This window comes from Propionibacterium freudenreichii subsp. freudenreichii (assembly GCF_000940845.1).
GTDB classification, from domain to species: domain Bacteria; phylum Actinomycetota; class Actinomycetes; order Propionibacteriales; family Propionibacteriaceae; genus Propionibacterium; species Propionibacterium freudenreichii.
Genome location: NZ_CP010341.1, coordinates 852,690 through 866,608, shown reverse-complemented (window position 1 = coordinate 866,608; position 13,919 = coordinate 852,690). Strand labels below are relative to the sequence as shown.

The window sequence follows — 13,919 nt, the reverse complement described above, 5'->3', positions numbered from 1 at the left end:
ACCGCCATCCCGGCAAGGCGTTATGCACGGGCTGCCACAATGGGGGCCATGCCGTCGAACAGCTCGAGGCCCGCACCCGGACGAGCCCAACCCATCAACGCCCTCCCGTTCGGCACCGGACTGGGACGTCGCGTCTGGCGCGATGCCGCCATCGGGCTGGGCAACCTGGCCGCGTTGGCGTCGCGGGCCGCCGGACGCGGCACCGGCACCTCGATCCGGGGCCAGGTGATCACCAAGCTCTATCCGCCCGCCTTCGACGAGCTGATCGCCGGGCGCCGCATCGCCGCCGTCTCGGGCACCAACGGCAAGACCACCACCACGCACCTGCTGACCGCCGCCCTGCGCGCCGTCAAGGGCGACCAGAATGTGGTGACCAATGCCGACGGCGCCAACCTCCGCGAGGGCATCGCCTCGGCGATCTCGCAGAACATGTCGGCACCCCTAGCCGTGCTGGAGACCGATGAGCAGGTGGTGCCCGAGCTCATCACCCAGGGCCATCCCGAAGTGCTCATCATGCTGAACTTCAGCCGCGACCAGCTCGACCGCCACCATGAGATCAAGTCACTCGGCAAGAAGTGGCGCGATGCCCTGATCGCCACCGGCACCGCTGGTCCGGTCGCCGTGGCGAACATCCATGACCCCCTGGTCACCTGGTCGGCGGAGGCCGCCCACCGCGCCGTGTGGGTCGACATGGGGGTCGGCTGGACGCAGGATGCCGCGCTGTGCCCGAACTGCGGTTCGGTGCTCATCTACCAGACCGACGACTGGCACTGCCCCGGCTGCCCGCTGCGGATGCACCAGCCCGATTTCACCGTGCGTGGCGACGACATCTCCACCCCGCAGGGCCAGCACTGGACGCTGCACCTGCAGGTCCCCGGACGCTTCAACCGCGGCAACGCCACCTGCGCCTTCGCCGCGGCCATCATCATGGGCGTCGACCCGCAGATCGCCCTGGACGCCATGGCCGGCGTCCGGGCGCCCGCAGGCCGCTTCGCGGTGGGCACCTTCGGCGAGACGCGGGCACGCCTGCTGCTCGCCAAGAACCCGGCCGGATGGGCCGAATCGATCCTCATCATGGACTCCGATCCGGTGATCCTGGCCATCGACTCGGCCATCGCCGATGGCGCCGACGTGAGCTGGCTGTGGGATGTCGACTTCGAGCAATTGGCGGGCAAGCACGTGGTGTGCACCGGCCCGCGGGCCCAGGACCTGGCGGTGCGGCTTTCGTACGCCGAGGTGGAGCACTCGATCGTCCCTGACCTGTCCGAGGCACTGCACGGCGACTATCCCGGCCAGGTCGACGTGCTCGCGACCTATACGGCCTTCCTCAACCTGTGCCGGATGGGTGGCGTGACATGGTGAAGCCGATCAAGATCGTGGTGGTCTACCAGAGCCTGCTGGGCATCTACGGCGACCGCGGCAATGGCATGGTGCTGGCCAAGCGCCTGTCGTGGCGCGGCATCGCCTCGGAGCTCATCATGGTGGAACCGGGCCAGCCGGTGCCCACCAACGGGGCCGTCTACCTGCTGGGTGGCGGCGAGGACCAGGCCCAGATCGCGGCCGTGGACGCCCTGCGGGCCGATGGTGGGCTCTTCCGGGCGCTGGACGACGGGGCCGTGCTGTTCTCCGTCTGCGCCGGCTACCAGATCCTGGGGAACAGCTTCACCGTCGGCGACGACGACACCGTGATCGAGGGACTCGGACTGCTGGATGTGGACACCCGTCGTGGCCCGGTCCGCGCCGTCGGCGAGGTGCTCAGCCACTGGATGACGCCCGAGGGCGACGACTACCTGCTGACCGGCTTTGAGAACCATGGTGGCTATACGACCCTGGGTCCGAAGGCTGCCCCGTTCGCGAGGGTGGAGCTCGGCGTCGGCAACCGTGGCGACGGCACCGACGGGGCCGTCCAGGGGCGTGTGATGGGCATCTATCCCCATGGCCCCCTGCTGCCGCGCAATCCCCTGCTGGCTGACTACCTGTTGGGCGTCGCCCTGGACCGCAGGCTCGAACCGCTGCCCAACGAACAGGTCAACGACGAGCTGGCGACGCTGCGCCACCAACGCATCAATGTGGTGCGCCACACCAAGAGCCTGTCGGAGGACACCCGCTGGCTCGGCGAGCGCAGCTGAGGGAGCACCGTCGCGGCGGGTCCGGGAAGGTGGACCCTTACCGGACGAGCGCCCCGAACCATCACCGAACAGACGAAGAGGCTCCTTCCGGATGATCCGGAAGGAGCCTCTTCGTTCAATCTCCTGCACTGTGCGCCGCCAGGGACTCGAACCCTGAACCCTCTGATTAAGAGTCAGATGCTCTGCCAGTTGAGCTAGCAGCGCGTGCGACAAACAACTATACGAGTGGATGGCCTTTCATACAAAATCGAGGTGCCATCTTCACAGGTAGAGCCCGGTTTCGGCGTCGGACAGCTGCTCATCGGCCACCGCGTGGAGGTCGCGTTCGCGCAGCAGGACGTAGACCTTGTTGCGCACCTCCACCTCGGAACGCTCGGCGGGGTCGAACAGCACCCGGTCGCCCACCTTCACGGCGCGCACGCTGGGGCCGACGGCCATCACGCGGGCCCAGGCGAGGCGATGTGCCATCTGCACGGTGGACGGGATGAGGATGCCGCCCTCGCTGCGATGTTCGCCCTTCTCGGACTCCATCGACACGAGTACGCGCTCGTGCAGCATCCGGATCGGCGGTTCCTCGAGATGGCCCGCATCAGGCACGTCCGCCGGCGCCGCGGCCTGCAGGGTCGACGAGGTGTCCTGTGCGTCCTGTGCGACGGGAACGGGGTTCGCCCCCGCCGTCGCAGGTGTCACGGGAATCTGGTCGTCGGACATCTGTGTACCAAGCGCCCCGGGAGGGGTCACTTGCCGCGGATGACGCGGCCCAGGCCACGCACGGAAATCGCCAGCACGATCACGCCGGCAGCAGCCAGTGCCACGGTGCCGATGCGGTCCCAGCGGGGGCCGTTCTCGTCGATGAATGCCGACTTGGCCTCGTCGGCCTTCTCGGAGGCGAATTCCTTGCCCTCGTCGATGGCGCGGTTCTTCAGCGCCGTCGGGTGGACGGTCGAGATGAGCGTCTCAATGCCGTAGGTCAGGTCGTCGCGGGAGGCGGCAATGCGTTCCCGGATCCGGTCAATATTGGTTTCGGGCTGAGCCACGGCGTCCTCCAGTCGATGACGATAACCGCCACAGGCACACGAATCGCGCGCGACGGCCTTTTCTGTTCGCCCCAGACTATTGCAGATCACGGTGTCCTTCACCCCACACCCCCGGGATAGCGTGGCCACAGTGCAATGCGGGGTCGACTTCGCCGGTGTCCTAATCTGGGAGCATGTCGACGCTTGCCCCCGGTGACCCGGCCCCTGAATTCGCACTTCCCGACGCCGATGGCAACATCGTGCGGTTGTCCGACCACGCCGCACGCACCGTGGTGGTCTACTTCTACCCCGCGGCCCTCACCCCCGGATGCACCGTGCAGGCCATCGACTTCACCGCCTCACTCGACGAGTTCACCCAATCGGGCGTCGACGTGATCGGCATCTCACCCGACACCACCGACAAGCTGGCGAAGTTCCGGATGCGCAAGAACCTGCGCGTCACGCTGCTGGCCGATCCGCAGCACACCGCCATCGATGCCTACGGCGTGTGGGGCACCAAGATGATCTTCGGCAAGCCCATCGACGGGATCATCCGCTCCACCTTCGTGGTGGACGTCGACGCCGACGGCAGGGGCACTGTGCGCGAGGCCCTCTACGACGTGCGCGCCGCCGGCCATGTGGACCGCCTGCGCAAGAAGCTCGGCATCCCCGCCGCGGTCTGAGCCACCGCGCCCGCAACGGCGCAGCTGCCCCGTCCTGTCCACGCCGGGGGCCACGGCACCGGTCGCTACACTGGTCGCGCTCAGCCGGAGTGGTGGAATTGGCAGACACGCAGGATTTAGGTTCCTGTGCCGAAAGGCGTGAGGGTTCAAGTCCCTTCTCCGGTACCCGGACGCGGCGATTCCGCGCCCCACGCGACACGCCCGGTTCCGCGGGCGGGACAAGGCAAGCCGCATGGCAACACTCAAGGACTTCTCGCAGGCCACTCGGGCGGAGGTCCGTGCCGTGCGCGAGGTCGTCGCCGCACTGCACGACCAGTTGGTGGCCTGGAACCTCGTGATGTGGACCGCGGGCAATGTCTCGCAGCGCCTCCACTCGGCCGACCTCCTGGTGATCAAGCCCTCCGGCGTGCGCTACGAGCACCTGACCCCCGAATCGATGGTGGTCACCGACCTGCAGGGCAACCTCGTGGACGGCGCCGGCTCGCCCTCCTCCGACACCTCCTCGCATGCCTACATCTATCGGCACATGCCCGAGGTCTTCGGCGTATGCCACACCCACTCCACCTATGCCACCGCCTGGGCGGCCACCGGGAAGTCGATCCCCTGCGCGCTGACCATGATGGGCGACGAATTCGGTGGCCCCGTGCCCGTGGGACCCTTCCGCCTCATCGGATCGGAGGCGATCGGAGCCGGTGTCGTCGACACGCTCAAGCAGTTCCCCAGGTCGCCCGCCGTCCTCATGCAGAACCATGGGCCATTCACCATCGGGCGCGACGCCGAGGCCGCGGTCAAGGCCGCCGCGATGACCGAGGAGGTGGCGCACACGATGTGGGCCGCCCAACAACTCGGTGGGGTGATCGAAATCGCCCCCGACGACGTCGACAAGCTCAACGACCGTTACCAGAATGTCTACGGGCAGCATTGATCCCGAGGTGCTGGTCCTGGGCGGCACCCGGCTTGCCCGGCAACTGGCCCGGACTCTGACCGACGCCGGCATCAGCGCCCTGACCTCCCTGGCGGGCCGCACCCGGGCTCCGCGGCAGTTACCGGGCCCCACGCGCCATGGCGGCTTCGGCGGCGTCGAGGGGCTGGCCCGGTGGCTGCATGACAATCGGCCACGCGTGGTGGTGAACGCCACCCATGCCTTCGCGGCCACCATCAGCGCGCACGCGGCCCGGGCCTGCCGACGGGCCGACCTTCCGTTGGCCCGGCTGGTGCCCACCAGTTGGGCGGCACAGCCCGACGCCGCCACCTGGATCTGGGTGGCCGACAATGCCTCCGCCGTCCGGGTGGTGCGAGCGCTGCCCGATCCGGTGCTGCTCACCGTGGGCCGCCAGGCGACGGCTGAATACCTGGCCCTGGGTGATCGCGACATCACCCACCGGGTGATCGACGCCCCCGACGAAGGGCTCCCGCCGCGATGGCGGCTGCTGAACGCCCGCGGCCCCTTCAGCGAAGCCGCCGAGGAGGCGCTGATGGACGATCCCGGTCATCGCATCGCCACCCTGGTGACCAAGGACTCCGGCGGGGATCAGCCAGCCGCGAAACTCGTGGTGGCCGCCCGCACCGGTGCCCGCGTGGTGATGATCGCCCGTCCACCGGTCCCTGACTACGGAATCGTGCTCCATGACGTGGCCGACACGCTCGACTGGGTGCGTTCCGCGCTGGGTTGAGCCCCCGTCGACCATGACCGGCCCACCCGGAACCGATACCGCCACGGGGGCCACGGACGATAGCCTGAACCGGTGACCACTGACCCTGATTCGAGCCTGTTGGGCCGCACGCCCGGGCTGCCCGAAAGCCATTTCGTCCATGACGGGTTGATCACCAAGCACCCGATCCGGGCCGTCGCCCTGGCGGCGCTGCGTCCCCTGCCCGGCCAGATGCTGTGGGACCTGGGCACCGGGGCCGGATCCATCGCCATCGAGTGGTGCCGCACCGACCCGGGATGCGGCGCAATCGGCGTCGAACAGCGCCCGGATCGTGCCGAACACGCCCGCCAGAACGCGGCCAACCTCACCCTGCCCGGCCAGGTGACGATCGTGGAGTCCGACATCGAGCAGGCCCTGCCACAGCTCCCGGATCCCGATGCGATCTTCATCGGAGGCGGGCTCACCGCCAGCCTTGCCGCCCGCTGCATCGACGCCCTGCACACCGGGGGTCGTTTCGTGGTCAACGCCGTCACCCTGGAGGCCGAGCTGGTGATCGGACAGTTGGCACTCGACCATGGTGGCGAGCTCATGCGCCTCGAGGTGCACAACGGCGATCACATCGGTGCATTGCACGGCTTCAAGCCGCTGCGCATGGTGACCAGCTGGACCTGGGTGAAGCCGTGACTCGTCCGTCGGTCACCCATTGCGCGGGAACAATTTGCGCGGTGGTCGGCCGCGCGGGAACCAACTGCCTGAAGACCAACCACACGGAGACCAACTGTGAGTGATTACCTGAACCGCGGATCGGATATCTACCGCGAGTCGTTCCGCATCATCCGCGACGAGGCCGACCTGTCGCGGTTCCCCGACGACCTCGAACCGGTGGCAGTGCGCATGATCCATGCCGCCGCCGATCCGGCGATCGCCGCCGACATCGCCTTCACCACCGGCGTCGGTGAGGCCGCACGCACGGCCCTGCGCGCGGGGGCCCCCATCCTGTGTGATTCCTCGATGACCGCCACTGGCATCATCCGGTCCCGGCTGCCCCGCGACAATGAGGTGATCACCCATATCAAGGACCCCCGCCTTGCCGGCATCGCCGAGGAAAAGGGCGTCACCAAGACCTCGGCGGCCGTTGACCTGTGGCATGAGGAGGGCCGGCTCGAGGGCTCGATCGTGGCCATCGGCAATGCTCCGACGGCCCTGTTCCGAGTGCTCGAGCTGGTGCACGAGACCGGCGAGAAACCCGCCGCCGTCATCGGGATTCCGGTGGGCTTCGTGGGTGCCGCGGAGAGCAAGCAGGCGCTGGTCGATGATGATGCCGGCCTCGATTACCTGACGCTGCTGGGCAGGCGTGGCGGGTCCGCCATCGCGGTTGCCGCCATCAACGCGCTTGCCTCCAGCGCCGAGCTCACCAACGAGCACCGGGAATGAGCGCCGGCCAGCCCGATGCCACCGGCTCCGACGCCGGCCAGCCCCACACCCACGGTCGGGATTCGGGGGCGACACCGGCACCCGCCGGCGAGCCGCCACACCATGTGACAAGCGCCGATGCTCCTGCCGGGCCGGGCAATGATGCCCGCCTGGCCCGCGAGGGGCGCCGTGCCCAGACCAGCGGCCGTGAGGCGCAGCTGACCTCGTCCGGCCTGCGTCCTGGGTGGACGACCGGCGCCTGTGCGGCCGCCGCAGCGCGCGCGGCCTGGTCGGCCCTGCACACCGGGAACTTCCCCGATCCGGTCGAGGTCGAACTCCCGGCAGGACGACGCCCCGCCTTCGCCCTCACCTTCGAGCAGCTGAGTGCCGATACGGCCATGGCAGCCATCACCAAGGACGCCGGCGACGACCCCGATGTCACCGACGGGGCCGTGATCCGGGCCACCGTGGAACGCGGACGCCCCGGCAGCGGCATAACCTTTCGCGCCGGAAGCGGCGTCGGCACCGTCACCCGACCGGGATTGCCCCTGTCGGTGGGCGAACCGGCCATCAACCCCGTGCCGCGCACCTATATCGCCGAGAACCTGGCCGCGGCCGACCGCTCGGCGGGCGGCAATGGCTCACCCGACGTGGTGCTGACAGTGTCGATCGACGACGGGGAACAGATCGCGCAGCGCACCTGGAATCCGAAGATCGGGATCCTGGGTGGCCTGTCGGTGTTGGGAACCACCGGGGTGGTCGTCCCCTACTCATGCTCGGCATGGATCGCCAGCATCCACGAGGGAATCGACGTCGCGCGCGCCGATGGGGCCAGCCATGCGGCGGCCTGCACCGGCTCGACCTCGCAGCGCATTGCCCGGGAGCTCTACCCCGACGTCGAGTTGTTGGACATGGGCGACTTCGCCGGCGCCGTGCTGAAGTACCTGCACTCCCATCCCCTGCCGCGCCTGACGATCTGTGGCGGCTTCGCCAAGATGTCGAAGCTGGCCAATGGCTACCTCGACCTGCACTCCCATCGCACGAGCGTCGACCAGGAGCAGTTGGCGCGACTGGCCCGGGTGGGTGGCGGCGATGACGAACTCGTGGCAGCCGTGGGGGCCGCACACACGGCCTCGCAGGCCTACCAGCTGTCCCGCGACGCCGGCATCGAGCTGGGTGACCTCGTGGCCCGCGCCGCGGCACAACAGGCGGCCATCACCGTGGACGCACCCATCGACATCGAGGTGATCTGCACCGATAGGACAGGCACGATCATCGGCCGGTCACCGTTCACTGCCGCGGCACACTGACCGGGCCCGTGCCCGCCGGGGGCGGCGCCACTTAGACCTGGAGCGCCTTGAGGAGCTCGTCGCGCACCCGCACGCTGCGGCGGGGATTGCGATGGCCCACCACGGCCACGGTGATTCCGCCGGCCTCCTCGGTGGCCGGTGTGTACGCAGTGCCGTCGGACGACTTGTCGGAGCGCACGCAGAACACCCGCTGGCGCTCGGCCTCCGCCGAGACCCGGGCGTTCACCTCGGGATCATTCGAGGCAGCCAGCACGAACCATGCCTCGTCGACGTCAGAGTCGGTGAAGCCGCGCTGTTGCCAGTCGACGCGCCCTTGCTCGGCCAACCGGGCCACCCGGATACCCGCGTTGGGGGCCACGACGCGCACCCGGGCGCCGGCCTCCAGCAGGCGCGGGATGCGTCGCTCGGCCACATGCCCGGCACCGACCACCAGCACCCTGCGTCCGGCCAGGCGCAGGCCCGACAGGTAGACGGGGGCGCCATCGCCGTTGCCGGGTTCGCCGACCTGTTCGCGATAGCGGTCGGCGAAGACCTCGGCGATCAGGGGGCTGGGCCCCAATACATCGCTGATGCGCACCTCGATGCCCGGATGGGTTTCCAGCCACGCGTCCACCTGCTCGGACAGCCAGGTGCGCAGGCGCCCGCGGAACAAGAAGTTGGGGCCGACGAGGATCTGCGTGGCACCGGCGTCGACGGCCATCGTGAGCGCCTCGGGCACGGAGGGGCGCACCACCTGGATGAACGACGGGAAGGCACCGGCGAAGCCGACCTCCTCGCCGACATAGCGGGTGAGGCGGTAGTGCTCCGCGTTGGCCCGCGTGGTGAGGGCACCGCGCCCCACCAGCACCAGGCTGGTGTCGTCGGCGCGCCACGCCGGGCCATCGGCAGGCGCGAGCGCCGTATTGATGCGCTTCTCGAGCACCTGGCGCACACGCGGATCGGGCAGGAGGGGTCCGCCGTAGGACACCCGGTGGCCGTCGCGTCCGGCCTCGATGAACTCGGGGATGTCACTGTTGACGTGTCCGCCCGTGTTGAGCATGAGCGGCAGCACCACCAACTCGGGCTCGTCGGAGGGTACGGCGTGGGGGATGTGGGCCAGTGCATTGTGCACGGCACCGGCCACGTCAGGTTCCGCCAGTTCGACGAAACCGAGCTCCACGTGCACCCCGGGCAGGGCCGCCCGCACCTCGTCGGCGAAGGCGCGTGTCTGGGCCAGGCCCTGTGCGTCACGGGTGCCGTGCGCGGCAATGACCAGTGGGACGAGATCAGTCATGGGAATCCTCCTGGGTGGGGACATCGGAGCCGGGCTGGGCAGCCGTGGTCCGGGACTGGGTGACCTGGGGCAGGGCGGACTGGGGCTGCGCGGCGTCGGCCTGCGGGGCGGCCTGCCCCTTGAACTCGGCACGCGACACACGGGGGCGGCTGCCGTGCGGGTAGTTGAGCCGCTTGTGGCCGCTCACCGCGCCGTCCATCCAGTGGTAGTCGCGCGGCGTCACGATGATGCGACGCCCCTCACCGCTGGTGGCGAAGGTGGTGGTGTCGGAGCCGACGATCACGATGGTGTTCATGTCGACCCATTCGGGCTGGAAGTCGGCCAGCGACGACATGTGCACATGCTGTTGCGGCCGCTCCGCCTGCGACACCGAGGCGACAGGGGTATCCGGGCCGCGGTATTCGGCAATGATCGCCAGGGCATCGGGCAGTTGGTGGATGCGCGAGCGGGAGCGCGGGTTGTACAGCGTGATCACGAAATCGCCCTGTGCCGCGGCCCGCACCCGCTTGAGGATGAGATCCCAGTCGGTGTGCAGGTCGGACAGGCTGATGGTGGCGTGGTCGTGGCCGAGCGGTGCCCCCAGGATCGCGGAGGCCGCCAGCTCGGCGGTGACCCCCGGCACGATGTCGACGTCGACCCCGTCGGTGCCCATCTCGAGGGTGGGGCTGGCCATCGCATAGATCGCCGGGTCACCGCCCGACAGGAAGGCCACATCCAGCCCGGAGCGGGCGGCGTCAATGGCCGCGCGGGTGCGCTGCTCCTCGGTGCCCATCTTGGTGGCCATCACCTCGGCATGGGGACTGACCAGGTCGCGCACCTGACGCACATAGGGTCCATAGCCGACCACCAGGTTGGCATGACGCACCACATTGGCGGCGCGCGGGGTGAGCAGGTCACGCGAACCGGGGCCAAGACCGACCACGTGCAGGCGACCGCGCGCAGGGATGCGTCCGATGGCGCAGGTGGCCTCAGTGCTCTTGTGCTTCTCGACGATCAACTCGGCACCGCGGGCCAGCACACTGGCCTCCGACACGGAGCCGCTCCCGATCTCGCGTTCCACGACGGCCGAGGGGTTCGGCGCGTCCTGCTCGGCGAGCTGATCGGCGGGATAGGTGACATAGGGCACGCCCAGCTCGTCGGCCAGCTTGATCAAGCCCAGCTCGCCGGCCTTCGCATCGACGCTGACCAGCGCCGCGATGGATTCCTTCGCCAGGCCGGCACCGGCCAGCGTCGCGTCAAGCAGCTCGCGCAGCGCCTCCACCGACGTGCCCTTGTTGCAGCCCATGCCGACGACCAGGCTGTCGGGATGCAGGACCACCGTGGGCAGCTGGTCGTCTGATGCGCCGCCTGCTGTTGGCGCGGCGCGGTCGGTGACCACGACGCGCCCCACGGTTCCGGGTGCGGCCGGCTCGCCGGGGGCGGGCACCAGGACATTGCCCGGCAGGGGCGGCATCGGCCACAGGTGCTCGCGCAGCACCGAGACCGGGGCGCCGTCGATGATGGCGGCGGTGACACCGGCGACGTCGCCGCTGACCGCCCAGCCGAGCTGGTCGAGCGCCGGGATGCCCAGCGAGTCGGTGGCCGTCGAGACCACGGCGGTGGCGTCCAGCGCCTCGCCGATGCGGCGGGCCAGCTCATTGGCTCCCCCGATGTGGCCGCCCACCAGCGGCACCGCGAAGTGTCCTGCCTCATCGACCACGACGACGCCGGGGTCGGTGTGCTTGTCGGCCAGCAGTGGCGCGATGAGGCGCGTGGTGGCGCCCAGTGCCAGGTGGGAGACGATCAGGTCGCATTCGCCCCAGGCGGCCACCAGGCCTGCCGAGGCGGGGCCGTCGTAGCGCTTCGACTCGACGCCGAGGGCCTGGTCGATCTGGTCGGCCTGGTGACGGGCGCGGGTGGTGTTGACCACCTGGCCGATGATCGGGGCGCGGTCCGAGCCGTCGGCACGGGTATTGCTTGCCGGCTTGGGATCATCGGGGCCCGGGGCATTCGGGTCGCCGGCCAGCTGCGGGCTGTGGCCCACTGCCTCGGCGGACTCGGGGGCGGCGTCGAGGATGAGCACCACATAGGGGCTGGCCAGGTCATCCTCGTCCACGGTCAGGGCAGCAGCCTCGTCGAACACGCGGACGCGCTCGTCGGCCTCGCCGAGTCGCTCGGCGACCACGAAGTGCTTGTCGCGGCCGCGAAGGGCTGCCACCAGTTGGGCGAGTCCCTTGCCGGGGGCGGTGAGCACGCCGACCTTCGGATGCACCCCGGCGATGCGGATCGCTGCCTCGATGCCGCCCGAGTGGGCGCTCACCAGTTGGGCATCGTCCCAGGGCAGGGCCACGGCCGCGAAGGCGGCCTGCAGTGAGGTGATGGTGGGCACCACCTCGCAGTGCAGGCCGGCACGGCGCAGCGGACGCAGGATGCCGAAGAATCCCGGGTCACCGGACGCGATCACCACCGCCAGCTTGTCGTCATCCAGGGCCTTCAAGCGCTCGATGGCCGGGGCCAGGGCGCCCAGCTCGACCCGCTGGGCGGCGAGCACGCCGGCGTCGTCAAGCTGACGGCGCCCACCGACCACCAGGTCGGCAGTCGCCAGATCGGCGCGCAGGGCCTCACTGATGCCGCCGAGGAAACCATGTACGCGAATCATGCCTGCTCGCCTTCTGTCGATCGGTGTGCCCCGGTGGTGTCGTTGCCGGCGCCGTGTTGGTTGATGGCCTTGGAACTGTCCGCATTGATGCCGAGGGCACCGTGTTCCCTCAGCTCCTTGCTGGCCTGCGGCTCGGCGTCGCGGTATTCGTGGCGGAATCCGGGGTGGTACAGGTGGCTGCGCGTGGCAATGGGGCCCTCGGCCAGCGCCGGACCCACGAGCACGATGGTGTGCTTCCACAGCTTGTGTTCGCGCATGGTGTCGGACAGCTCGTCGAGGCGGCAGCGCAGCATCATCTCGCCGGGCCAGGTGACCTCGAACCCGATGATGCACGGAGTCGCGGGTGCATAGCCGCCCTCGATCAGCGCCTCCTGGAGCGCACGATTGCGCGCCGCCGACAGGTAGACGGCCATGGTGGCGCCGTGGGCCGCGAAGGAGGCGATGGTCTCCCCCTCGGGCATCGGCGTACGGCCGCCCTCCAGGCGCGTGATGGTGATCGACTGGCTCACCTCGGGCACCGTCAACTCGACGTTCATCCGGGCGGCGGCCGCGGAGAAGGCCGAGATGCCCGGCACCGTCTCGAACGCCAGGTCGAGGCTGCGACACAGGTCGCGCTGCTCGGCGGTGGCGCCGTAGATCGAGGGATCGCCGGTGTGCACGCGGGCAACCAGCAGGTCCTCGTCATGGGCACGGGTCAGCAGCGGCTCGAGGTCCTCCAGCGACAGTGCCGCCGAATCGACCAGTTCGGCGCCCGGCTTGTGGTCGGCCACCACGTCGGGCAGCACCAAGCTGGATGCCCAGATGATGATGTCGGCCTGCGCGATGACGTGGGCACCCCGCACGCTGATCAGGTCAGCGGCACCGGGGCCCGCACCCACGAACACGACCTTGCCGCGCAACGGGGCCGCCTCGTTCCCGGCAGCGGGGTCGGGCTCGTGCGAGCGGGTATCGCTCATGGTCTTCTGGTCTCCTTCGTCGCGCCGGCTCACAGGGCTCCCCCGGTGGACTTGCGCTTCGGCACCGACAGGATGGTGGAGAAATAAGGCAGGGTCTCGTCGGCGGACAGCTCGTCGGCATCGACGAGGCTCTGGGTGGGCAGGGAGACGTCGGTGCCCACCACCGAGTTGCGATCGTGGGCGTTCAACTGGGCGATCACCTGCGGCAGGGTGCGTCCGCCCTTGTAGATGGTCACCGAATCGGCGACGTCGAGCACGGCGTCAAGGCGCTCCGGACCCACCGTGGCCGGCACCAGCGCCAGGATCTCGCGTCCCTCCACCAGGGGCAGGTCGCTGGCCGCCGAGATGGCCTGCATGGCGGTGATGCCCGGGATCACCTCGAAGGCGATGTCGGCAAGCGCCTCGGCGACGGTGCCGCGCAGGTAGCTGAAGGTGGAGTACACGCTCGGATCGCCCACGGTGGCCAGCACCACGGCACGGGCCCCGCCCTCGAAGGCGTCGAGGGCAGCCCGGGCGCTGGCCTGCCAGCTGCCACTGCGCTTCGGACCGACACCACGACGCTGCGCCATCGAGAACGGCACCCGCACGATGCGCTCGGCGACCTCGGGGGCCACGTCGAGCACGATCTTCTCGGCCCGGCCCGGCCCGCTGGCCGATGACCGCTCGGTGGCCGGCACCAGGATGACATCAGCAGCCCGCAGGGCACGCAATGCCTTCAGCGTCACAAGTTCCGGATCGCCCGGGCCAACGCCCACGCCGATCAGCCGGCGCTCGTCGTCCTCGTGCACGTCATGGTCAGCCATGTGGCCTCCTCAGGTACCTCGCCCAATGGTCAGCGGCACCGGCGGA

Annotated in this window: 14 protein-coding genes and 2 tRNA genes; 9 read left to right on the top strand and 7 right to left on the bottom strand. The window is 69.5% G+C overall.

The features are described 5' to 3' along the window. The first annotated feature begins 48 nt into the window (after positions 1-48). Together RM25_RS03665 and RM25_RS03660 are read left to right on the top strand one after the other, a co-directional pair. The gene (locus RM25_RS03665; RefSeq protein WP_044636669.1) at positions 49-1,362 is read left to right on the top strand and encodes a Mur ligase family protein; all 1,314 of its coding nucleotides are present in this window, start codon (positions 49-51) and stop codon (positions 1,360-1,362) included. Beyond that, positions 1,356-2,129 (top strand): type 1 glutamine amidotransferase, encoded by a 774-nt coding sequence (locus tag RM25_RS03660; protein WP_013160697.1) that lies wholly within the window; start codon positions 1,356-1,358, stop codon positions 2,127-2,129. The genes RM25_RS03665 and RM25_RS03660 overlap by 7 nt, the downstream gene beginning before the upstream one ends. 131 nt (positions 2,130-2,260) lie before the next feature. Here the strand turns inward: RM25_RS03660 and RM25_RS03655 are convergent. The 3 genes from RM25_RS03655 to RM25_RS12705 form a co-directional block, all read right to left on the bottom strand. Beyond that, a tRNA-Lys gene (locus RM25_RS03655) sits at positions 2,261-2,333 on the bottom strand. 57 nt (positions 2,334-2,390) lie between these two features. Then, positions 2,391-2,819 (bottom strand): GroES family chaperonin, encoded by a 429-nt coding sequence (locus tag RM25_RS03650; RefSeq protein WP_431978048.1) that lies wholly within the window; start codon positions 2,817-2,819, stop codon positions 2,391-2,393. Between the two features lie 47 nt (positions 2,820-2,866). Then, the gene (locus RM25_RS12705) at positions 2,867-3,166 is read right to left on the bottom strand and encodes a DUF3618 domain-containing protein (protein ID WP_013160695.1); all 300 of its coding nucleotides are present in this window, start codon (positions 3,164-3,166) and stop codon (positions 2,867-2,869) included. A 173-nt stretch (positions 3,167-3,339) separates the two neighbouring features. Between RM25_RS12705 and bcp the strand changes: the two genes are divergently transcribed. The 7 genes from bcp (at position 3,340) to RM25_RS03610 (ending at position 8,203) form a co-directional block, all read left to right on the top strand. Further along, a complete protein-coding gene (gene bcp / locus RM25_RS03640) occupies positions 3,340-3,828 on the top strand; it encodes a thioredoxin-dependent thiol peroxidase (RefSeq protein ID WP_044636068.1) in 489 nt (162 codons plus the stop codon). Between the two features lie 83 nt (positions 3,829-3,911). Continuing rightward, positions 3,912-3,993: transfer RNA gene (locus tag RM25_RS03635), tRNA-Leu, on the top strand. A gap of 67 nt (positions 3,994-4,060) precedes the next feature. Then, the gene (locus tag RM25_RS03630; protein WP_013160693.1) at positions 4,061-4,753 is read left to right on the top strand and encodes an L-ribulose-5-phosphate 4-epimerase; all 693 of its coding nucleotides are present in this window, start codon (positions 4,061-4,063) and stop codon (positions 4,751-4,753) included. Then, a complete protein-coding gene (locus RM25_RS03625) occupies positions 4,734-5,501 on the top strand; it encodes a cobalt-precorrin-6A reductase (RefSeq protein ID WP_044636067.1) in 768 nt (255 codons plus the stop codon). The genes RM25_RS03630 and RM25_RS03625 overlap by 20 nt, the downstream gene beginning before the upstream one ends. A 72-nt stretch (positions 5,502-5,573) precedes the next feature. Then, positions 5,574-6,164 (top strand): precorrin-6Y C5,15-methyltransferase (decarboxylating) subunit CbiT, encoded by a 591-nt coding sequence (cbiT, locus tag RM25_RS03620; RefSeq protein ID WP_013160691.1) that lies wholly within the window; start codon positions 5,574-5,576, stop codon positions 6,162-6,164. Positions 6,165-6,260: 96 nt separating this feature from the next. Beyond that, positions 6,261-6,914 carry a precorrin-8X methylmutase gene (locus RM25_RS03615; RefSeq protein ID WP_013160689.1) on the top strand — a complete coding sequence of 218 codons (654 nt, stop codon included), beginning with the start codon at positions 6,261-6,263 and terminating at the stop codon, positions 6,912-6,914. Beyond that, entirely contained in the window at positions 6,911-8,203 is a 1,293-nt protein-coding gene (locus tag RM25_RS03610) for a cobalt-precorrin-5B (C(1))-methyltransferase (protein WP_080774471.1), read from the top strand. Before RM25_RS03615 ends, RM25_RS03610 begins: the two co-directional genes overlap by 4 nt. Positions 8,204-8,234: 31 nt before the next feature. On the opposite strand, the gene RM25_RS03605 is transcribed toward RM25_RS03610, so the two are convergent. From RM25_RS03605 to cobI, 4 genes are read right to left on the bottom strand one after another with little or no spacing between them, the layout of a single operon-like run. Further along, positions 8,235-9,476: a CbiX/SirB N-terminal domain-containing protein gene (locus tag RM25_RS03605; RefSeq protein WP_080774470.1), complete on the bottom strand. Its 1,242-nt coding sequence runs from the start codon at positions 9,474-9,476 to the stop codon at positions 8,235-8,237. Then, complete coding sequence (cobJ, locus tag RM25_RS03600; protein ID WP_044636065.1) at positions 9,469-12,114, bottom strand: precorrin-3B C(17)-methyltransferase; 2,646 nt, start codon at positions 12,112-12,114, stop codon at positions 9,469-9,471. The genes RM25_RS03605 and cobJ overlap by 8 nt, the downstream gene beginning before the upstream one ends. Further along, positions 12,111-13,070: a precorrin-4 C(11)-methyltransferase gene (gene cobM, locus RM25_RS03595; protein WP_013160685.1), complete on the bottom strand. Its 960-nt coding sequence runs from the start codon at positions 13,068-13,070 to the stop codon at positions 12,111-12,113. The genes cobJ and cobM overlap by 4 nt, the downstream gene beginning before the upstream one ends. Positions 13,071-13,099: 29 nt before the next feature. Beyond that, the gene (cobI, locus tag RM25_RS03590; protein ID WP_036939850.1) at positions 13,100-13,858 is read right to left on the bottom strand and encodes a precorrin-2 C(20)-methyltransferase; all 759 of its coding nucleotides are present in this window, start codon (positions 13,856-13,858) and stop codon (positions 13,100-13,102) included. Between the last annotated feature and the right edge of the window lie 61 nt (positions 13,859-13,919).

Bases quoted from the DNA above. Each gene is read 5' to 3' on its own strand.
- RM25_RS03625 (WP_044636067.1), top strand. From the start codon at position 4,734: ATGTCTACGGGCAGCATTGATCCCGAGGTGCTGGTCCTGGGCGGCACC.
- RM25_RS03630 (WP_013160693.1), top strand. From the start codon at position 4,061: ATGGCAACACTCAAGGACTTCTCGCAGGCCACTCGGGCGGAGGTCCGT.
- cobM (WP_013160685.1), bottom strand. From the start codon at position 13,070: ATGAGCGATACCCGCTCGCACGAGCCCGACCCCGCTGCCGGGAACGAG.
- RM25_RS03665 (WP_044636669.1), top strand. From the start codon at position 49: ATGCCGTCGAACAGCTCGAGGCCCGCACCCGGACGAGCCCAACCCATC.
- RM25_RS03660 (WP_013160697.1), top strand. From the start codon at position 1,356: ATGGTGAAGCCGATCAAGATCGTGGTGGTCTACCAGAGCCTGCTGGGC.
- RM25_RS03610 (WP_080774471.1), top strand. From the start codon at position 6,911: ATGAGCGCCGGCCAGCCCGATGCCACCGGCTCCGACGCCGGCCAGCCC.
- cobJ (WP_044636065.1), bottom strand. From the start codon at position 12,114: ATGATTCGCGTACATGGTTTCCTCGGCGGCATCAGTGAGGCCCTGCGC.
- RM25_RS03605 (WP_080774470.1), bottom strand. From the start codon at position 9,476: ATGACTGATCTCGTCCCACTGGTCATTGCCGCGCACGGCACCCGTGAC.
- bcp (WP_044636068.1), top strand. From the start codon at position 3,340: ATGTCGACGCTTGCCCCCGGTGACCCGGCCCCTGAATTCGCACTTCCC.